Here is an 18,745-nt window from a genome sequence, read left to right as displayed (position 1 = left end):
AAAGAGTCCACATTGTAATTAATACAATGTGGATTGTGGAGGGAAGTGTTATTGGATAGCCAATTCTTGCGCTTGTGAGATCAGATCCTTGTTGCGATTAAATACCCGATGTAAATAGCGATTATAGGCAGATCCCAGTTCAGAATAACCATTAAGATTATCAATCAGCTTACTGATATTCAGCGGCTCCTGAGTTGTTCTCTGCGTTGCACGTGAAGAACGCAGTGACTCATAAGCACGGTGCGTATTCAGGTTTTTCATATAAGCAACGACGGAAGCATTAACAGTAGGGTAAACTGAATAACCTTTGACTTTTCCTTTCGTATTGTTGCAAGCACTACAGCGCATTCCGAACAGATTATTATTTTTTTTGGCAAGTTCTGACGTTCCCCAACCCGATTCAGCCGCTGCTTGAGTGGCAACAAAATGGGTGGGAATAATATCAACCCGACTTAATAACTTGCTCCAATTAACCTGTCTTGGCGAATTGCAGGTCATTTTATAATCCATGCAGATCTTTTTCAATCGGTAACTATCCTGTACAGACCAATGATGATTCTTTTGGTGTGACAGGAGCCATTTGCGGTCTTGCATAATCTTTTGATTATGTTGATCAATTACAGGGACAATAATATTTAAAAACGCTTTCTTCCGAGGTGTACCTGAAGGGTATTGTCGCAAATCAGGCAAACTTATCTGCATGCCATTGTGAGAATACTCTTGCATTTTTGAGGTACTGGTCGAGGCATGGCTCAGACCGATAAAGATTAATGAGATAAAGAAAGCGAAGACCGCATTTGTCCTCATCATTAGAGAGGGCATTGCTTCTCCTCTTTTTATTACTCTGGATAAAAATTAAACGAATATTAGCAGAGCAAACAATATATGGCTACTGTTATTCGTCATTCATAAGTTTCATTTCTGTAATGAATATTAGCATCCTACTGACAAATATCTATACTTTTTACTTTGTATAGTAAATTAATGTAATAAATATTATGATCTTATCGGGTAAACAGGGTTATCTATGTCATATTTTATGGTGCTATATTGCCTGTTTATGTAACTTGATTTGATGAATTGTCTTTATTTAACTATATGTTATTAATTAAATATTTTCAATTTTCATTTGACTCTCGTTAGTATGTGAATTTTTGCTTTGTTGGAGTTACTGTAAATTATTTTATTGTTTATGTTTTTTTATCTATTTTTCTGGCTGATTTTGAGTTTTTTATCTGAATTTTAGTATGAGAAGTTGAAGTTTATAAAATATAAAAGGCAATATTTTCTTGTCCAAGAAAATATAACCATTAACACCATAATGGTGAAATTATTTCTGATTGGGGAATCAGTTTTCTCTTATTTTTCGCATGATAATTGATTAATTTAATGGAAAATATTCAAAAAAATAATTAGGGAGCCGAAGCTCCCTAATTATGCATGATGAAAAATCAATCAAACTTTACAGCCATTTAGCGACACCACCGTGGCGAGAGCAGGCTCCTCTACGGGATTTACTCTTGCTATAGCTACCATCTTTACAAAGAGCTGTATTAGCGCCTTTTTTGGCTGAGCTATTTCTATTTTTCTTCTTTGATACTTTTTGATTTTTTACTTTTTTGGTCACTTTCTTCTCTAATGAATTAGCTTTATTTTTGGCTGATTTAACATTTTGTTCTACTGCCGTTGCTGTTTTTGAGGCGGCTTCGGCTGAGGTTGATACCGCTGGCGCTGCAAGTGTGGCACTTGAAAACAACACCAGTAATGCTGCAACTGATAACTTCAAGCTTTTCATCATATAGTTCCTCTGATTAGAGTACTGAAACTCGAAATCGACTCTTGCAGTTTGGAGTATAGTTTTGAATGTTATGATTGCAAATTTTACATAACGAGTTAAAAAATAACGCAAATCGAATATGGGATGGCATTGTGAAAAAAGTAACGATCATTACTGGTGGTTCCCGTGGCATCGGTAAGGCCACAGCAATTTGCTTGGCGAAACAGGGGCACCATATCTGCATTGGCTATCGTAACCGCAGAGACAGTGCTTATGAAGTGGTGGATATGATCCGTGCTCTTGGGCAGTCAGCAATTGCGGTTCAGGTGGATATTGCGGATGAAAAGCAAGTGATAGCACTGTTCCAAAGAGCGGAAAAAGAGTTGGGGTATATTTTTGGACTAGTGAATAATGCTGGGATCTTAAAGCCTCAAGCCACCATTGAACAGTTGACGGCAGAGAGGCTAAATGAAATTTTTGCCACTAATGTCACTGGCGCCTTTCTCTGTGCGCGTGAAGCGGTTAAAAGAATGGCTTTGCGTCATGGTGGACAAGGTGGTGTCATCGTCAATGTTTCATCCGCTGCCGCTCGACTAGGTTCTCCCCATGAATACGTTGATTATGCGGCATCAAAAGGGGCCATTGATACACTGACAATTGGGTTGGCGCAAGAGGTGGCTGCGCAGGGGATCAGGGTAAATGCTGTGCGCCCTGGATTCATCTATACCGAAATGCATGCCGATGGTGGAGAGCCTGAACGCGTTGAAAGGATCAAAGATTCTTTGCCTATGAAACGGGGTGGACAACCGGAAGAAGTTGCTCAGGCCATTGCATGGCTGCTATCTGATGAATCGTCGTATGTTACAGGCAATTTTATTGATTTGGCTGGTGGAAAATAGTCTATAGAGTCCAAAGTGCTGTTTAAATCAGATGGTATTTAATATCAGATAATATAAAAGCCGGAATTCTTCTTAATATTTCTTTCCGGCTAATTAATGGAAAGCTATTTTTATCGTGATACATGATTTTATGCTAATATTTCCATCAATTTCGGTTTTAGAATAATTTTATCAGGTTGTATTTCAATGCTAATAGGTTGTTCCACTAAATTGCTGATGGTTAGCCAGTCCCCCGCAATGTAAAGATCCCCATTTTCACGAATATTATCAATTCCTTGGTATGGGTTATTTTCCACTTCGTTAATTAAACTGGTTAAATCTGTGTGAGGATCAACAAGAGAAATAATAACGCCATTGGAAAACTGTGAGATATGAAATAATTCATTTGCGGTAAATCCAGCATCGCTGAGTGCACTGCCGTTCAGTATTAATTCAGGGAAGCCAATGTCAGAATAGCGAAATGAAACATGAAGGCTCATTTGGACATTCCTTGTGTTATGGATATACTGCGATACTCTATCAGCATTTTGTCCGCACTGCACCGCGAATTCATACGTGTTTTTCATCTAAATAGTATTCATTGTTGATAATCAATATCTACCCTAACGGTTAGTTGGCTAATATGCCATCAGTAATGTCGCTCTTTGCGAAGCAACTCGCAAAAAATAACTGGATATTTATCCATTTTGAAATACATCTCTAATGTTAGAGCAAAAAAATAACTCGATAAATAATTATGCGATTTTCTGTGATATTAAAAATAGGGGTGAAAAATTTAATATGTGGCTTTTGGGGTAGTCTATGTTTTTATATTTATGGACAATTATATTGTATTGGTTTTTGTACCTATTTCAGTAAAATGGTTTTTGATAAATTAGGCACGCATTTAATTTGTTGATTGGCTTTAAAGGTAATATTCTATTTCGATAAAAGTCCCGATAGTTTTGTCATGCATACATGAACGCCCCTTGTTTGCCATACAATCGTTTGTCATGACCAGAACCCGGTTAAGATTGCAGCCATACATCCGGACTTTAGTTGAGGCCGTCGCCTCTGTCCCTGATGGAATTCGCTGACCAGGCTCTTATCATTTCGGCGCGCTATAAGCGCTTGCATGACACCAGAGTTTCCTGATCACGGTCCGACCTGTCTTGCCATCACTTCTCGATTGCCTGTGCAATCTTTAGAACCGACTTTTATATGGACTCCCCTATTTGCACCTTATGATTTTAGTTACCGGTTTCCATCATTCGCCTCAAATTTTTTTAAACACGAACGACGGCATTAATACTGATATGCAGTGCCCGTGCCGTACACGGATACTTGCATTATTCATGGCAAGATCCACAACGTGTTCTTTTATGACCGCCTGGCAAGCGCGATAGGCATAATCAAGCCGAAAAGTGCGACGTCAGGATAGGCAATGATAACGCTGACGTTCACCTTGGCCTGTGCCATGTTTTCTTACCGATTCAGTTTGTTGACAAAATCGACACTTCACTTCTACAGTTGTCATCTCATTTCCTTATAAAAAGTGGGTATTTTACATAAAAAACAACAAATTGGATATGTGACCGTGAAATCATGATCATTTTAATCCTTATGAATGGGGTTTATTTAATTTCATAGTGTTATTGTCATTTGATTAACATAGGTCTTTTCTATATAAACATGTTATGTTTAGGTGTCTACTTAATAAAATATATTGGTGTGGTATGGATGATAAAGAAGCATTGATGCAGGAAATAACAAAAATATTAGTCAATAGTCAGGCTATAGACGAAGACAAACTGGCGGTGATGATGATGTTCTGTTTTCGGCTGTTATCAATAACCCAAACTGAGATGATTAATATGCGTATTTCAGATGGAAGAACATTGGTATTAAAGTTCGAAGAAAATTTAATTAAACATTGATTGGGGTATATATGGAATTTGATAGTAGAGGGCATGAAAATGCCATACTGGAAGCGCAAAGAATTTTAAGGGAAGCTCAGGGTGATTTTGCTTTAAGGTTAGAGCATGCGATAAATGGGGTACGTGATGTTGCAAAGGACACGGTACGAAATATAGGAAAAGGAGGGCAAAGGCTTTTATGGCGGACCTCATATTTTTTTGAGGGTTATGAGGATGTTAATCAGCGAATAAATAAAGAAGACAAGAGGATGATTGACGCTATTGGTGCGGTAATTGATGGAGGTATTTTTGAGAATAATGTTATAAGAAAATTTGCTGAAATTTATATGGATAAATTATTGGAACCTCATGCGCATGATGAGCCTTTTTTAAATGATCTTCATGAAAAATTAGTTCGTTCTTCTAGCATAATGCTTTATTTTGGATCTAAGATTGCAACATCAGGGGCGACGAAAAACGCTATTATGTCTGCCATAACCGAAACTATTTATATAGCGGTGATTAATAAGGCATTTATTAGAGAAGGTTTTAGAAAAATGGGAATGGCTATTACTTTTGGTTTTCAAATTTATGGCTATGTTGATAAGGCCGCTGTATCTGCTAGTAAATTAAAAAGAGAGTGTCCTACTTTATATTGGTCTTTATATGCTAGTAATATTGAAATGTTGTATTTTATTTTTGAACCACTATTTAAAAAAGGTATTTCTGTCATTCAAAAAGGTAAAGGGAGTAGTGTAGATGATGTTTATGTGTCTATCATGGACATTATTGGTTATGAGTGAGGGTTAAGATATGTTTAGTAACGGGTGGTTAAGAAGAACAATCATGTCATTTCTTAGGGATGTTTATTCTTACATCATATGGTCTTATCTTCCATGGGGATGTGTTTTTGTTTGGATGATTTTTGCGTATTTTGTTTTCCCAAATCATGTTGGATCGTTAACTGTGTTAGGTATCATTGTTGCTCTTTCATTTACTGCTTATTTTGCATTTAAGCCTAAATCTAAAAAAAAATAAGCATATGCTATACATGGATATTCCTGTGGTTACATGATTCCATGGCTGCGATAACTTATCTATTGGCTTCATAAATATTTTACCGTAGATATAGTTTTTTTATTTCTCTTGGTGCCTGGATTCGATGTTAGAATCGAGGAATATTTTGTTCACCATAAATCCGACATTCCGCAGCTATATCTGTAATAATTTGATATTTAAGCGTTTGTGTGAATTTTATTCTCACATTCACTCTTTATGAAAACAGTAAATTATTAATGCAGTTCAGAATGTCGGATATATATTATATATGCTTGGTTATATTATTTTTAATAAACCCTGTCATCCCATATGCTATACGCGGATGTTCCAGCTGTTACATGGTTCCATGATATTGATTTGTAATTAAGAAGTACTTTCTCATATGGTATTTGCTCATTGTTATTAATTGAGTTTGGATAAGTACATGATATGTCAGCAATTGTAGCTTCTGTAATCTTCAATTCATAGAAAAATTCTAGTTGTCCAGCTTGGCTTGTTCTGTAGAAAATAAAGCTTCCATTTAGTGACTCATTAGTATCTATTGATATAGACAATAATGGAGACGACTTATCTATTGGCTTTATGAATTGTATTGGGTGATGGCTGACGTTTTGATTTCTAGTCATCGAATGTGTTAGGCCTAATACTTGAATTTGGTCTTCGTGTCCTTTTTGATATCGGTTTCCTATGGAATCGAGAGTAGAACAACCTGCCGATATTAAGCCTTGCTTCTTACCGTTTAAGGTTAAATAGATCATGTGTGACATACAGAGTTCCATCTTAGTTTGGTTTAAATTATATGGCTTCTTACGTAAACCAAAGAGGATTACGTTAACATATTAAAAAAATTTGCGACGCGTGCGTCAAGGAGGTTAGTAGAATAAATCAAAAATTTGTAGCCTAGCCCATCAAAACGTATCTGCGTTTTTGATAATGAGCTTATTAAAGAGCTTTTGATGGTTGTTTTCATCAAATCAAGATGTAGCCAATTTGATAGATAACTTGAATTCTCGATAAGAAATTGACGAGAAGCTTGTTCTGGAAACAAAATTTTGGTGAACGCCGAAAACAGCTCTGGAGAGAGAAAATGTAATGAATTCATCCCAACTTTTAATCACAGTGGGCGATGAATGTTGTGCCATTTGTGGTGGGTATGTCGTGCTGAATGAAACACATACCTATCGGAATCAGGTGTTCGAACTACCCAAAGTCGCCCTGAATATCACTGAAAGTTTTCTACTCAGAAGAAAATTTTCCAATGATGACTTAAACAGAATTCAGGTTAATTTAACCTTGTTGCCACTATATGGACAGGCAACAAAAAAGCCCTGTCGTTATTATTACGCAGGGCTTTTAGTTTCAGTGCATGTACACTGAAATGCTTAATTGGATCACATCCAAATTAAGCAGCATTAATACCATACTGGGCACAAACAGAAGCCAAACCACCAGCATAACCCTGGCCTACTGCGCGGAATTTCCATTCTGCATTGTGGCGATACAGTTCACCAAATAGCATAGCGGTTTCGGTAGACGCATCTTCAGTCAGGTCGTAGCGCGCCACTTCAACTTGTGTGTCATCGTTAACCAGACGGATGAAGGCACCGGAAACTTGACCGAAGCTCTGGCGACGAGTTTGTGCGTCATGGATAGTCACTACAAACACCACTTTTTCTACGTCAGCAGGAACTTGATCCAGTTTGATTTTCAGTGATTCGTCATCACCATCCCCTTCACCGGTACGGTTGTCGCCAGTGTGCATGATGGAGCCGTCAGCCGATTTCAGATTGTTGTAGAAAATGAAATCTGCATCACCACGTACTTTGCCGTTTGCTGCCAGCAAGAAAGCTGAGGCATCCAGGTCAAAGTCTTGTCCGTCAGTAGCACGAGCGTCCCAGCCGAGACCGATCAGAACGTTTTTCATGCTTGGCGCTTCTTTGCTCAGAGAAACGTTACCGCCTTTAGAAAGAGATACACCCATTGTTATTTCCTCACTTATTACGTCGTATTAGTTACTTAGATTTTACGGATTTAGCGTGCATTTTCTTTTTGTGGGAACAGCAGGCTGGCAAGAATACCGGCTGCCAGTACGCCAATCACCACAAATAAGCTACTTGTAGCTGAAATTGAATAACCGTGGTGGAATATATGCTCGGAAGCATTTAAACCTAGTTTGATGGCAATAAAGAACAGTAAAACGATCACCGCCTTTTCCAAATGCACCAGATACTTTTTCAATGCTTCAAGCACAAAGTAGAGCGTGCGCAGACCCAAGATAGCAAACATCATGGCGCTGTACACAATTAATGGTTCCCGACTGACTGCAATCACCGCGGGTACAGAGTCAAAGGCAAACATCACGTCAGACAGTTCGACTACTGCCAGGCACAGCATCAGTGGCGTAGCATAAAGTGCAGCTTTGCCCGCCCGACCGACTTTCACATCGGCGTTTTCTGGTTTAGCCAATTCCTGATCCACTTCTTTTGGGTTCAGTACAAAAGCATGGCCACGCAGTTTCGGCCAGATCGGGAAGAAACGCTTCACCAGACGGTAGGCAAGGTGCTGTGAATAGTCTTCGATTTCATCGTCATCATCACCGCTTTTCAGCATCATGACCGCTGTCCAGCCAACGATAACCGCAAATATGATTTCAACCCACGGCCCAAGTGCCAGCAGGCTTGTCCCAATGGCAACGAAAATACCACGGAAGACAATCGCGCCGATAATTCCCCAATACAGAACTCGGTGGCGATAGCGATCTGGAACAGCGAACCAGGAGAAAATCGCCATGATGACAAACAGGTTATCGACGGAAAGAACTTTTTCCAGCGCATAGCCTGTGACAAACAGACTCGCTGCTTCTGCGCCGTGATGGACATACAGGAAGCCTGCGAAAACAAAGGCAATTGCGATCCAGAAAATAGACCAAAGAGCGGCACTGCGCAGCGAAATCGGCTTATCATGACGATGCATAAAGAGGTCGATAAAGAGCGCACCAACCGACAGAATAATAAATACAGCAACGGTTTCCATCGGAAAACCAATGTGCGTGGATACCATGAAGTAAGCCTCTTAAATATCTGCGATTACAGTTCAAAATCAGTCGGTGCAAAGCCAAGGGCTAAGCAAATTTCACGGGCAGCCTGTTTTTCGTTGTTATCAAAGTCACCATCACTCTTGGCGACGGCAATTCCGACGCGCAAAGCAAGTTGTGCCGCTTCCGGCTGCTGTTTCAGAGCCATAATGAATTTCATAGCCTCACCTTTGCCAATGTCAGCATCAAACTCGTAGCTGCTAACCAGTTTGTTAAAGAATTCGATAATCTCAGAGGTATCGAACACTTTCAGTTCAGGAGAGTTTTTGATGAATCCGATCATTTTCTGCTTTTCTTCTGAGCTGACGCCGTCACTTGCCATGGCAACGTGTGCACATACTGCTACCGTACCTTCCATGAACTTTCTGTTCTTGAAACGACTAACTTGGGTGGTGAGTTCTTCGCGGCCTGCGTTGAACGCTGATTTGATTTTGTTTAAAAAGGACATTAGTCCCTCCGCTTATTGGTAAAATAGAGAGTTATTTCTTGCCGGCTGTCCAGCTAAAACCCCAGCCAAACGCCCTGTCCATCTCTTTATGCCCGCTAAAGTATTGATTGATGCGTTCTGCTTTGATAGCGCCGTTTTCATTGACCAGGCGGGCAATGGCACACATGCTTTTGTGGTTGTTGCCTTCTGTCATCCGCGTTTCAATCGGGGGCTGATCAGGGACATAAATTGTGACTATACCGTCGGTTTTGTCCCAGCTAGGTACGCCCTCGTAGATAAAGGCGTAGATCAAAACTTCACGGATGTTTTTCCATTCAAACCCATTGACGTGAAGCCATTCACCATCACGAACTTGACCGGTGCGATCATCCCCTTGTAATTCTACATACGGTTCATAACGGTAATTGCCAAAGCGATTCCCCAGTGCTTGTATAACGTCTTTCTCTCCATCTTGCAGTCGAACGAATGCACCGAGATCCAAATCCACGTTTTTGTTTGCACCGAACATGCCTTGCAATAGACCTCTTGAGGAGGAAGAGGCGTTTTGACTCCAGTTCAGATTGATGCGAATTTCACCGTAGTTGTCACGTTTGTTAAGGCTGATAGTCGGTTTCTCTTTGGTCAGAGAAACCTTACTCAAATTAACGGTATTTGGTGCTGGCTCATCATCAATAATATCGACGCCAAAATGTTCAGCCAGTGGCTTGAGACCGCCATTAAAACCTTGGGCAATAAAACGGAATTTCCATTCACCGTTGCGGCGATACAGTTCGCCGAGGATCAAGGCTGCCTCTGGACGGCCTTGTACTTCAACATTCCCCTGTAAAATCACGCTGCTGTTCAGTTCAACCTGAATGGAAAGGTTGCGCAGATTGGAAATCGTTTGGTTACCGTCGCAAGTCGCGGTGAACGCAACTTTTTGGACATCCTGGCTCAAGGCAGGCAAATTGACACTGAATGAGGTATTGATGTTGCCACCAGTCAGGCGGATGGTGTTGTCATCATTGATCGGTTGACCGTAGAACACCATATCTGGATCGCCTTTCACTTTGCCATCGGCATACAAACGGAAAGCAGAAACATCAACGGCTGAACCCGATAGAACCCGCACAGTCAGTGTTTGATTGGGGACAGAGGCGTTGCCCCCAGGTGTCAGATTCATTAGCGCACCACCGTCTCAACGATCTGTGGATACATCGCGTCAATAGTACGTCCAAGACAAGGGACGCCGTGTGCCGTGAAATCCCACTGACCACCATTACGGCGCAGGGAAGAGATGATAATGCCAGTGTGAGCGCCTTGCTCATTCAACTGGTAGCGAGCCAGTTCTTTGCCGTTTTGGTCAACGACGCGGCAGAAGGCATTTTCAACGTCATTAAAGGTTTGACCACGGAAACTGTTAACGGTAAATGCAAGGTATTCGACATTGGCGGGAAGTTTGATGAGATTGACACGGATAATTTCATCATCACCATCGCCTTCACCAGTCAGGTTATCGCCAGTGTGTTGTATAGAACCACATTTTGATTTCAGTTGGCCGAACCATACCGTATCGATGGCATTGCCAGATTTATCCAGCAGAATGCAGCTTGCATCCAGATCGATTTCATCACTGCCACCGCCGAATAAGCTCGCCAAAAAGCCTTTCTTTTTGGTCACAGGATCCCATCCCAGACCAAAATCCATTTTAGCCAGTGATGCGCTCTGTTTGGCGAGCGAAACTGACTGATTTTTGCTTAACGAAACCATTAATGACACCTCTATTTTGTTTGTCGGTGAATTACGGTAATTTCACGTATTAAAAAATCATAATATGACAAATAGATAGCTTAAATCTGTCATATTATGACTCCGTAAACAGGTATATCTGGCTGTTAACTGTATGATAGACAACAGCCTGGTTTCGTTTGGTATGATTTCTTTTCCATGCAGAAAAGTCAAACAAATTTTAGCCTAAATAATCATAATATGATTGACACGTGCTGGTTTGAAATTCTAGACTGCGATGTATATTTCACCGAATTAAGAACAAATGCTGAAAGTGACCTTATTGGTTTCGGCTGAGTTTTTTTGAAAAGGCATCTCCATGACAGTGTTGAGCGATACCGATGTTTATAAAAAACCAGCTGATGAAAAACCTGTTTTCCAGGAGCAGGTTTACCAAAAAAAATTAAACAGCGGGACATTGACGGTGACGGCATCGCGTGGCACAGCATGTCTGAACACCCTGTTTGATATTGCTGAACGCCGTAATCCCAAAAGAGCATTCCTGTTTGTCAGTAAAGTCTTGGGGCGCCACATTCCGGTTAAGCCATCGATCATGCGTTCGGTATATCAGCAATTATCTGCACGGTTCCCTGCTCATCTTCCCGGTCCGGTTCTCTATATTGGCATGGCAGAAACCGCTGTCGGGCTGGCGGCGGGGGTATTCCAGGAAACGAAACACAAAGCCAATAAGCCGGTATTTCTGACTTCGACACGCCATCCGGTTGATGGCGATTTATTGTGTGAGTTTAAAGAAAATCACAGTCATGCTACTGATCATTTGATTTATTGGCCAACAGAGAGCCGATTGCGTCAACGGGTGACAAATGCCCGAACTCTGGTTCTGATTGATGATGAAGCAACGACGGGTAACACGTTCCTTAATTTGCTGGAGGCACTGCGCCATGCAGGGCTTGAGCATATTGAACATATTGTCACCGTGACATTGACGGATTGGAGTGGTAAATCGGTTGTGAAACGCAGCCCATTGCCAGTTTCTGAGGTTTCCCTGATCGAGGGTAATTGGCAGTGGGAAGCAGATATCTCTGCTCCTGCACCGGTGATGCCTCAAGTCAATGTTACGGCCAAGGGAAAAATCAATATCATCGGTCAACAGAGCTGGGGACGGTTGGGGTTGGATGAGATCCAATGTGACATTGGCGCAGCAATCAATGTCAAAGCAGGCGAAAACGTGCTGGTATTAGGTTCCGGTGAATTTGTCTGGCAGCCGTTCCTGCTGGCTGAACGGCTTGAGCAGGAAGGGGCATCAGTGGTATTTGGTTCGACAACTCGTTCTCCCATTTCTTGCGGTCATGCTATCCAATCTGTGATGGCTTTTACGGATAATTACGGACTTGGCATCCCCAATTTTCTCTACAATGTTGCGCACCAGAAATTTGATCGGGTATTACTCTGCCTTGAAACGCCCAAAATATCCGTTGATCCGGCGTTAATGGCACAACTTGCCTGTGTTTCTCCGGTTGTCGAGATCGTTGGATATGACTAAGCCTGTATTTTTGACTGATCTGGATGACACGCTATTTCAATCTCGCCGTAAGCTGAAAGAAATATCTTTTCGCGTGGGTGCGTTGGATCGAAAATGTTTTCCCCACAGCTATATGACTGAAAAACAGTCTATGTTAGTGGATTGGTTGCTGGCTCATGCAGAAGTTATTCCAGTCACCGCCAGAAATACAGAACAGTTAAGCCGCGTGCAGATCCTTTTTCGTTCCTGGCGTATTGTTTCGCATGGTGCGGTGATCCTCACACCAGAAGGTGCTGTTGATGAGCTTTGGCAATCGTGCCTATTGCCAGAACTGTTGTTATATCGGGATAAATTATGTGAGTTGGAACGTCTGAGCCAGCGTTTGGTGGCATCTTATGGTATCGAAGCCTGGGCACGTATTGACTATGAGTACGAGGACGTACCTGTTTTCCTGATCATCAAGCACCGCGATCACGATAGGTTGAATCAGCTTAATATACTGGCTGAAGCTTTGGCCCAAGAAAGTCATTTTCATCAAAACTTTTATTTCCATCAAAACAATAACAATCTTACTGTGCTGCCAAAGTGTGTTGATAAGGGACTGGCAACTCATCACCTTTTGCAAAGGCTTCGTGCGGAGAGAGGTATTTTCCCGGTTATCGGCCTGGGAGACAGTCTGAGCGATCACCGTTTTATGCAATTGTGTGATTGGTTTGGTATGCCTCAGCAAAGCCAGTTTGCTGACACATTAATGGCTGCCTTATTTGGAGCTGTAAATAATGAATAGCTTTCCCCCTTTCTCTGGGAGTTATGCTTCTGATGATGTTCAATTTCTGCTAAAGCCCGTTCAAATTGAGATGACACCTGTGGATATTAAGGAGCAGTTGATCCAATCTGGCGCTCGTCACTATTCGGATATGTTAAGTCAGGAGCCAGAGCCTACGTCTTATCACCTTGAACTGTTTGATAAAGCACTTGGACAAGGGGCTGTTCGGTTGGCGACGGAAGTTGTGATGCTCGCCAAAGCTCTGGTAGCCCGTTTTGGTGATACGCCGATTATATTGGTCAGCTTGGTCAGGGCTGGCGTTCCTTTGGGGGTGATGTTGCATCAAACGCTCAGGGAAATGGGCAAACGCTCTTATCATTATGGCATCAGCATTATTCGGGATCGTGGTATTGATCATACAGCGCTATCGTATATTGAGCAGAAACATGGAACGGATGGCGTGGTATTTGTTGATGGCTGGACGGGCAAAGGCGCGATTACCACAGAACTGTCGCGATCTTTGGCGGGGCGGGTTGGTTATGCAGGTATCCCACGCCTGGTGGTATTGGCTGATCCTTGTGGCTGCTCGTGGCTGGCAGCCAGCGATGATGATTGGTTGATTCCTTTCGGTATTATGGGAGCGCCGGTATCGGGATTGATATCGCGTTCGATCTGGCATGAAGAAGGGTTGCACGGTTGTGTGCAGTGTGATCACCTGATCAAGTTTGAGTGCAGCCGTTTATTAGTAGACACTGTCGCTGATTGTCGTAATCAATTAGATGGGGCTGCTATCCCTGAAGCAGTTTGGTTGCCGCAGGAAAAAACCGCGTTGCGGCAATTAAGCAAAACGGTGATTTCCAGTCTTGCTGAAAAATACCAGATTGACAGTATTAACCGTATTAAACCTGGCATTGCAGAAGCAACTCGTGCAGTATTACGACGAGTGCCAGACCATGTGCTCGTGCGTTCCCAGAGTGATCCTGATGTTGGCTTATTGGTTCATTTGGCACGTCAGAAAAATGTTGTTATTACGGAAGTCGATGATCTCATTGGTCAATACCGTGCCGTAACTATTATTAAGAAGGTAGTGTGATGAAACCAATCCCTTCTCCGCATCGACTCGGCGCCACTCTGTATATGCCAGCTACCCGCCAGGATATTACAGAAATTGTGTTACAGAATAAGATCCCTGATCTGCGCTCGCTGGTTATTTGTCTGGAAGATGCTGTCAGTGAGCAGGATATTCCCGTTGCTCTCGAAAATCTCCGAGAGGTTATGCAAACATTGGCAGAAGTGGATAACTCTTCTTCCAATATCAACCATCATCGTCCCCTGATGTTTATCCGTCCGCGTGATGAAAGGATGGCGGAGTATCTGGTTGCCAATGTCAATCTCAGTGTTATTGATGGATTGGTTTTGCCTAAATTTACCCATGCTTCGTTGTCAGGCTGGTGGAATGTTATTGATTCAACTCATCTGTGCATTATGCCAACACTGGAGAGTGAAGAGGTGTTTGATGTTCAGAAAATGAATCAGCTTGCCGACATTCTCAAACAACACCCTTGTAAGGATCGTATTATTGCCTTGCGTATTGGTGGTAATGATCTGATGAATGTCATGTCCCTGCGGCGCTCCCGTAATTTCACCCTGTATGATGGGCCGATGGGATATGTCATTAAAATGTTGGTTGCCGTTTTTGTTGCGCGGGGATTTGCCCTGACTGCACCGGTTTGTGAGCATATTGATGATTTGAGATTACTGGAGAAAGAGCTGGAATTGGATATTGCTCACGGTCTGGTGGGAAAAACGGCCATACACCCAAAGCAAATTAAATGCATCCAACGAGCGCTCATGGTTAATGCACATGATCATGCTGAGGCGTTGACTATTCTCAAGGCCAATAAAGCCGTTTTCAAATCGCAGGGAGTGATGTGTGAACCGGCCACCCATCAACGCTGGGCAGTGAATATTCTTGAGCGGGCAGCACATTATGGTATAGAACCCAAGGTAGCATAGGATCTTAAACGGTCGAAAATATAGCTAAGGCTTTTAATTCGTTTTGATATTGATTTACCTGTGATAGTGGCTATGCTGAAAGTTTAACAGTAGAGAACTTGGGGGTTTTTTTATCCCTGACTTGGTAATAAAAAATGCTACTTAGTCCCAAACAATTTAGAAATTTCAAATTAACGGTATTACTTTCACATGGTAAACCGGTTAGTAAGGTTAGGATCATTAGGGAATTGAATTGTTCGGAGCCAACGCTAACACGTGCATTGCGGGAACTGAGGGATCTTTACTGTGCGAATATCCGGTTTAGCAAAATGGGTAATACTTATCAGTTAGTTGATAAAGGAAGCCTGACCAGAAAAGATGTGAGAAGGATTGAAGAACTCCTTGCTCAACATCTCAGTTGCAAATCTGAAGAAGCCACCAGCCATGTTTTTCTTGATAAAGAGAAAAAAAAGCCGGTTTCTCTTTCCTTAAGAATGTCTGTTATCAGAAAAATTGATAGTTTGGCTAATCGTCTGGAGACAACCAGAAGTGATGTCGTTGAAATGGTCGTGGATAGGTTTATTGAAAAACTGCTCAAAGAATCCGTGAGAGGAAGTTCATCGAAGAGGCGAATTCCGTAATGCCAGCCGGTTGGGTTCAACTGGCATCAGGGCGATAATTGTTGGTTTGCTTGTTCGCGACTGTTTGATCGTCTAATGATTGTGGCGCGTAAGTTTATCCAGATATCCCATCACAAATGCGGACAAAACAAAGGTGAGGTGAATAATGACATACCACATAAGTTTATTGTCCGGCACATTTCTGGCGTCCATAAAGACGCGCAGCAAATGAATGGAGGAAATGGCGACAATTGAAGCGGCAACTTTATTTTTGAGTGAGGTTGCATCCATTTTACCCAACCAGCTTAATTTCTCTTTGCTTTCGTGGATATCCAGGCTTGAAACAAAGTTTTCATAGCCAGAAAACATCACCATGACCAGCAACCCGCCAACCAGTGCCATATCAATCAGGGAAAGCAACGTCAGGATTAGGTTGGATTCCGTAATGTAAAGAATATCCGGCAGGATGTGCATGATTTCCAGAAAGAACTTAACCGCAAGAGCAAATAATGCCAATGATAAACCGAAATAAACCGGTGCAAGTAGCCAGCGGGAGGCGTACATTGTATTTTCGAGAAAGCGTTCCATTGTGTTTTTTATGTGTTACAAAAGGGGCAATAGTATAGATCAAGAGTGTGAAAGCTATGAAATACATATCGCAGCCAATCGTTCATATACACAGATATACGCATTAAACTTCAAGCTGCAATTTACAACACGATATGAAACCTGACTTCTCCCCGCTTCGCGGGGAGAAGTCACATGCATCTTGAAGTTAGATTGGTATAGATATTATTTATGATGCAGGCTTGTTATAAATAGAAAGCCTGCACTGTTCCGTTACTTAGGGTTTTGTTAATCAGGGAACAACCTATCCAATAATGGCGACCTAAATATGTGATGCGGATCGTACTTTTGTAATGCTGAAACTGCTGAAGCCCAGTTGTTATCAGCAGGCAAGCCATCAGTTAATGAAGCTGGGATTGTTTTGGTTAATATCTCTTCATCTTCCCATGCAGTCTTAGAACCATAAGCCCAGCCTTTACTCCATTCAACACGAGCAGAGGCATAAGAACCGTCAAATTCGTTGAATAGCCATTGTTCAAGTTGGCGAAAAAATTCAATAGCATCGGGGGTTTTTGGAAAAGTCAAAACGTCAATCCAAACAGCCACATCCCATTCTGGATGATCTAAACGGGGACGAATGGCGGATAAACTGGGAACCGTTGCTCCTGTTACCATGACTTCAGCAGGATCATCTAATCCCGTTACCCTCACTTCAAGAGGACTATTGATGGGATATTTTAGTTGTTCTTCATATTGTTGTATGAGTGCCCCCCATTGGGTATAAAATTTGTTCATTACAAGCTGGATGTGAGTACGTTGTGTCAATATCGCATAACCATTTGCTGTAACACGCAATGTGGTTGGTTTGACATATAACAACAGGTTCTTACTCCAACCCCAGATATCTTTTCCCCTATTTTGCAAGGAATCATGGACATGCTGATATTGTATTTGATTCATTAAAGGCGTTATCAACGGGAATGTAGTAACCGCATCCTCCACGATATCTGATACAGTTAATGAAATATTGTCGGAAAACGGGTAGTTATAAGGCGTTGTTACCTCGATGCTGGTGGCTGGTTTGGTTGGTGCCACACTCCAGACTTTTAGCCATGGCTTCTTTGTAAAGGGAAATAAAATGATTTCAGCTCGACCACTTTGATCCAGAAAATAACTAAACGTCCGCTTTTCTTTCGCGTTTTCTGGCAGGGAAAATAATTCATCCGCAGGGATATCGGTAAAACTTTGACACCGAAGGCGTTGATTTTTACCCGCCTGAAATTGCACTTCTAAAATTAGGGCGCAGCCAATATGCGTGAGTAGCGGTGCACAATCAGGTTCATTGCGTTCAAAACGTTTAACCGTATATTGCTGACTTTCTTTATCCCATACAACAGCAGACAAGGACAATATCGTGTTACTCAGAGAACCAAATGTGTGTCCAGGAAGTGGGATTTCGTCAACGGCTTTAATGGCAGTTCCATGCCCGTTTATTGCGAGAACCGCGCCGAGTGTTAAATCACCAGGAGCAGGTGTAGCAGTAAAGCCCAGGCCCTGTTCTTCCATTTGGGCCATTAATGTTTCCATCAATACGCCAGGTTGTGCAGTCACTATAGAAAATTGGGCACGATGCTCGATATTAACATGGGTGAAATGAGCAGAAAGATCCATTAACATAATATTATCTTTGGGATTTTTCCCTGATCCCAATATGAGTGGAGACCAATTATGTGATTGCCCAATAGGTCTTAATTTATAATTTTCTTTCCATGCCCAATTGGCAACGGAAATGACTTCTTCAACCGTTTTTGGTACACAGCATGGCATATTATTGGCACTAATTTCTCCAGACCAATTCTTAAAGTTAATGGTTTTCCAGATTACATCTTTGGGAAAGTTGGATAAGTTAAATTCTGTTTCATTAATTATCTGTTTTTGTAAGTCAATATCTTCTTGTTTAATTGGTTCTTTGGATGACATATTCTATTTCCTTATTTTTTAATTTTTAGGAGATGATGTTTGAATATAAATTCAACGGTCAATATACTGGTTATTAAATTTTTTTTAAGAAATATTCATTTGAATAGCTGGTTGCTATTATGTATCAGTGAATGTGAAAATATATCTGATATTTAATGTTTTATGGTTTGTATTTTTAGGTGGATATTATTTGTTATAGAATATAAAACTATGATGCATCCAATAATTGATTGGAATATATTTAAGTCTTTTAAAAAGAATTAGTCTATACCAATCTCACTTCAAAATAACTTTTCAAAATGGTAGGAGTGTCGAAGAAACTCAGTCCAATTTTTGCGAATTTTGATTTTCCACAAACAAAAAAGCAAAAGAGAGGACTGAGTCATGCTTATCTT

General features: G+C 41.5%; 20 protein-coding genes and 1 pseudogene. 9 read left to right on the top strand and 12 right to left on the bottom strand.

The annotated features are described in order from the left end of the window. Positions 1–48 precede the first annotated feature (48 nt). Complete coding sequence (locus tag IQ211_RS02300) at positions 49–822, bottom strand: protein bax (RefSeq protein WP_189758780.1); 774 nt, start codon at positions 820–822, stop codon at positions 49–51. Positions 823–1,462: 640 nt separating this feature from the next. Continuing rightward, positions 1,463–1,798 carry a DUF3761 domain-containing protein gene (locus tag IQ211_RS02295; protein ID WP_223281617.1) on the bottom strand — a complete coding sequence of 112 codons (336 nt, stop codon included), beginning with the start codon at positions 1,796–1,798 and terminating at the stop codon, positions 1,463–1,465. 131 nt (positions 1,799–1,929) lie between these two features. On the opposite strand from IQ211_RS02295, the gene IQ211_RS02290 reads away from it, so the two are divergent. Then, the gene (locus IQ211_RS02290; protein WP_189758779.1) at positions 1,930–2,676 is read left to right on the top strand and encodes an SDR family oxidoreductase; all 747 of its coding nucleotides are present in this window, start codon (positions 1,930–1,932) and stop codon (positions 2,674–2,676) included. Between the two features lie 128 nt (positions 2,677–2,804). Here the strand turns inward: IQ211_RS02290 and IQ211_RS02285 are convergent, their stop codons facing one another. Both IQ211_RS02285 and IQ211_RS02280 read right to left on the bottom strand, forming a co-directional pair. Next, positions 2,805–3,155 (bottom strand): hypothetical protein, encoded by a 351-nt coding sequence (locus IQ211_RS02285; protein WP_189758778.1) that lies wholly within the window; start codon positions 3,153–3,155, stop codon positions 2,805–2,807. Between the two features lie 792 nt (positions 3,156–3,947). Then, a pseudogene (locus IQ211_RS02280) lies at positions 3,948–4,192 on the bottom strand (IS1-like element transposase); the annotation flags it as partial. A gap of 199 nt (positions 4,193–4,391) precedes the next feature. Here IQ211_RS02280 and IQ211_RS02275 point away from each other — a divergent pair. Continuing rightward, the gene (locus IQ211_RS02275; RefSeq protein WP_223281615.1) at positions 4,392–4,592 is read left to right on the top strand and encodes a hypothetical protein; all 201 of its coding nucleotides are present in this window, start codon (positions 4,392–4,394) and stop codon (positions 4,590–4,592) included. A gap of 11 nt (positions 4,593–4,603) precedes the next feature. After that, the gene (locus IQ211_RS02270; RefSeq protein WP_189758777.1) at positions 4,604–5,374 is read left to right on the top strand and encodes a hypothetical protein; all 771 of its coding nucleotides are present in this window, start codon (positions 4,604–4,606) and stop codon (positions 5,372–5,374) included. Positions 5,375–5,917: 543 nt separating this feature from the next. On the opposite strand, the gene IQ211_RS02265 is transcribed toward IQ211_RS02270, so the two are convergent. Further along, positions 5,918–6,397 (bottom strand): Hcp family type VI secretion system effector, encoded by a 480-nt coding sequence (locus IQ211_RS02265; RefSeq protein WP_189758776.1) that lies wholly within the window; start codon positions 6,395–6,397, stop codon positions 5,918–5,920. Between the two features lie 325 nt (positions 6,398–6,722). On the opposite strand from IQ211_RS02265, the gene IQ211_RS02260 reads away from it, so the two are divergent. Beyond that, the gene (locus tag IQ211_RS02260; protein WP_189758775.1) at positions 6,723–7,007 is read left to right on the top strand and encodes a hypothetical protein; all 285 of its coding nucleotides are present in this window, start codon (positions 6,723–6,725) and stop codon (positions 7,005–7,007) included. A 25-nt stretch (positions 7,008–7,032) separates the two neighbouring features. On the opposite strand, the gene IQ211_RS02255 is transcribed toward IQ211_RS02260, so the two are convergent. The 5 genes from IQ211_RS02255 to IQ211_RS02235 are packed head-to-tail and all read right to left on the bottom strand — an operon-like array spanning position 7,033 to position 10,921. After that, a complete protein-coding gene (locus IQ211_RS02255; RefSeq protein WP_189758774.1) occupies positions 7,033–7,611 on the bottom strand; it encodes a TerD family protein in 579 nt (192 codons plus the stop codon). Positions 7,612–7,661: 50 nt separating this feature from the next. Further along, entirely contained in the window at positions 7,662–8,690 is a 1,029-nt protein-coding gene (locus IQ211_RS02250) for a TerC/Alx family metal homeostasis membrane protein (protein WP_189758773.1), read from the bottom strand. Between the two features lie 26 nt (positions 8,691–8,716). Then, entirely contained in the window at positions 8,717–9,172 is a 456-nt protein-coding gene (locus IQ211_RS02245; protein WP_189758772.1) for a tellurite resistance TerB family protein, read from the bottom strand. Positions 9,173–9,203: 31 nt separating this feature from the next. Then, positions 9,204–10,334, bottom strand: a complete 1,131-nt coding sequence (locus IQ211_RS02240; RefSeq protein WP_189758771.1) for a TerD family protein — start codon at positions 10,332–10,334, stop codon at positions 9,204–9,206. Next, positions 10,334–10,921: a TerD family protein gene (locus IQ211_RS02235; protein ID WP_189758770.1), complete on the bottom strand. Its 588-nt coding sequence runs from the start codon at positions 10,919–10,921 to the stop codon at positions 10,334–10,336. The genes IQ211_RS02240 and IQ211_RS02235 overlap by 1 nt, the downstream gene beginning before the upstream one ends. Before the next feature lie 337 nt (positions 10,922–11,258). On the opposite strand from IQ211_RS02235, the gene IQ211_RS02230 reads away from it, so the two are divergent. From IQ211_RS02230 to IQ211_RS02210, 5 genes are all read left to right on the top strand, one after another. Next, the gene (locus IQ211_RS02230) at positions 11,259–12,443 is read left to right on the top strand and encodes a phosphoribosyltransferase domain-containing protein (RefSeq protein ID WP_189758769.1); all 1,185 of its coding nucleotides are present in this window, start codon (positions 11,259–11,261) and stop codon (positions 12,441–12,443) included. Next, positions 12,436–13,209, top strand: a complete 774-nt coding sequence (locus IQ211_RS02225; protein WP_189758768.1) for a hypothetical protein — start codon at positions 12,436–12,438, stop codon at positions 13,207–13,209. Before IQ211_RS02230 ends, IQ211_RS02225 begins: the two co-directional genes overlap by 8 nt. Beyond that, positions 13,202–14,281 (top strand): cysteine protease StiP family protein, encoded by a 1,080-nt coding sequence (locus IQ211_RS02220; protein WP_189758767.1) that lies wholly within the window; start codon positions 13,202–13,204, stop codon positions 14,279–14,281. Before IQ211_RS02225 ends, IQ211_RS02220 begins: the two co-directional genes overlap by 8 nt. Further along, positions 14,281–15,204, top strand: coding sequence for an HpcH/HpaI aldolase/citrate lyase family protein (locus IQ211_RS02215; protein ID WP_189758813.1), 924 nt, complete (start codon positions 14,281–14,283; stop codon positions 15,202–15,204). The genes IQ211_RS02220 and IQ211_RS02215 overlap by 1 nt, the downstream gene beginning before the upstream one ends. 134 nt (positions 15,205–15,338) lie before the next feature. Continuing rightward, positions 15,339–15,824: a tellurium resistance protein TerW gene (locus IQ211_RS02210; RefSeq protein WP_189758766.1), complete on the top strand. Its 486-nt coding sequence runs from the start codon at positions 15,339–15,341 to the stop codon at positions 15,822–15,824. 72 nt (positions 15,825–15,896) lie between these two features. On the opposite strand, the gene IQ211_RS02205 is transcribed toward IQ211_RS02210, so the two are convergent. Together IQ211_RS02205 and IQ211_RS02200 are read right to left on the bottom strand one after the other, a co-directional pair. After that, positions 15,897–16,391 carry a TIGR00645 family protein gene (locus tag IQ211_RS02205; RefSeq protein WP_189758765.1) on the bottom strand — a complete coding sequence of 165 codons (495 nt, stop codon included), beginning with the start codon at positions 16,389–16,391 and terminating at the stop codon, positions 15,897–15,899. A gap of 267 nt (positions 16,392–16,658) precedes the next feature. Further along, on the bottom strand, positions 16,659–18,350 hold the full coding sequence (locus IQ211_RS02200) for a cholesterol oxidase substrate-binding domain-containing protein (RefSeq protein WP_189758764.1): 1,692 nt from the start codon (positions 18,348–18,350) through the stop codon (positions 16,659–16,661). Positions 18,351–18,745: the final 395 nt, after the last annotated feature.

Source organism: Xenorhabdus griffiniae (assembly GCF_015163655.1).
Classification (GTDB): Bacteria; Pseudomonadota; Gammaproteobacteria; order Enterobacterales; family Enterobacteriaceae; genus Xenorhabdus; species Xenorhabdus griffiniae.
The sequence above is the reverse complement of the archived record's forward strand: the minus strand, read 5'-3'. Positions and strand labels throughout refer to the sequence as shown.

Bases quoted from the DNA above. Each gene is read 5' to 3' on its own strand.
- IQ211_RS02300 (WP_189758780.1), bottom strand. From the start codon at position 822: ATGCCCTCTCTAATGATGAGGACAAATGCGGTCTTCGCTTTCTTTATC.
- IQ211_RS02295 (WP_223281617.1), bottom strand. From the start codon at position 1,798: ATGATGAAAAGCTTGAAGTTATCAGTTGCAGCATTACTGGTGTTGTTT.
- IQ211_RS02285 (WP_189758778.1), bottom strand. From the start codon at position 3,155: ATGAGCCTTCATGTTTCATTTCGCTATTCTGACATTGGCTTCCCTGAA.
- IQ211_RS02275 (WP_223281615.1), top strand. From the start codon at position 4,392: ATGGATGATAAAGAAGCATTGATGCAGGAAATAACAAAAATATTAGTC.
- IQ211_RS02270 (WP_189758777.1), top strand. From the start codon at position 4,604: ATGGAATTTGATAGTAGAGGGCATGAAAATGCCATACTGGAAGCGCAA.
- IQ211_RS02265 (WP_189758776.1), bottom strand. From the start codon at position 6,397: ATGTCACACATGATCTATTTAACCTTAAACGGTAAGAAGCAAGGCTTA.
- IQ211_RS02260 (WP_189758775.1), top strand. From the start codon at position 6,723: ATGAATTCATCCCAACTTTTAATCACAGTGGGCGATGAATGTTGTGCC.
- IQ211_RS02255 (WP_189758774.1), bottom strand. From the start codon at position 7,611: ATGGGTGTATCTCTTTCTAAAGGCGGTAACGTTTCTCTGAGCAAAGAA.
- IQ211_RS02250 (WP_189758773.1), bottom strand. From the start codon at position 8,690: ATGGTATCCACGCACATTGGTTTTCCGATGGAAACCGTTGCTGTATTT.
- IQ211_RS02245 (WP_189758772.1), bottom strand. From the start codon at position 9,172: ATGTCCTTTTTAAACAAAATCAAATCAGCGTTCAACGCAGGCCGCGAA.
- IQ211_RS02240 (WP_189758771.1), bottom strand. From the start codon at position 10,334: ATGAATCTGACACCTGGGGGCAACGCCTCTGTCCCCAATCAAACACTG.
- IQ211_RS02235 (WP_189758770.1), bottom strand. From the start codon at position 10,921: ATGGTTTCGTTAAGCAAAAATCAGTCAGTTTCGCTCGCCAAACAGAGC.
- IQ211_RS02230 (WP_189758769.1), top strand. From the start codon at position 11,259: ATGACAGTGTTGAGCGATACCGATGTTTATAAAAAACCAGCTGATGAA.
- IQ211_RS02225 (WP_189758768.1), top strand. From the start codon at position 12,436: ATGACTAAGCCTGTATTTTTGACTGATCTGGATGACACGCTATTTCAA.
- IQ211_RS02220 (WP_189758767.1), top strand. From the start codon at position 13,202: ATGAATAGCTTTCCCCCTTTCTCTGGGAGTTATGCTTCTGATGATGTT.
- IQ211_RS02215 (WP_189758813.1), top strand. From the start codon at position 14,281: ATGAAACCAATCCCTTCTCCGCATCGACTCGGCGCCACTCTGTATATG.
- IQ211_RS02210 (WP_189758766.1), top strand. From the start codon at position 15,339: ATGCTACTTAGTCCCAAACAATTTAGAAATTTCAAATTAACGGTATTA.
- IQ211_RS02205 (WP_189758765.1), bottom strand. From the start codon at position 16,391: ATGGAACGCTTTCTCGAAAATACAATGTACGCCTCCCGCTGGCTACTT.
- IQ211_RS02200 (WP_189758764.1), bottom strand. From the start codon at position 18,350: ATGTCATCCAAAGAACCAATTAAACAAGAAGATATTGACTTACAAAAA.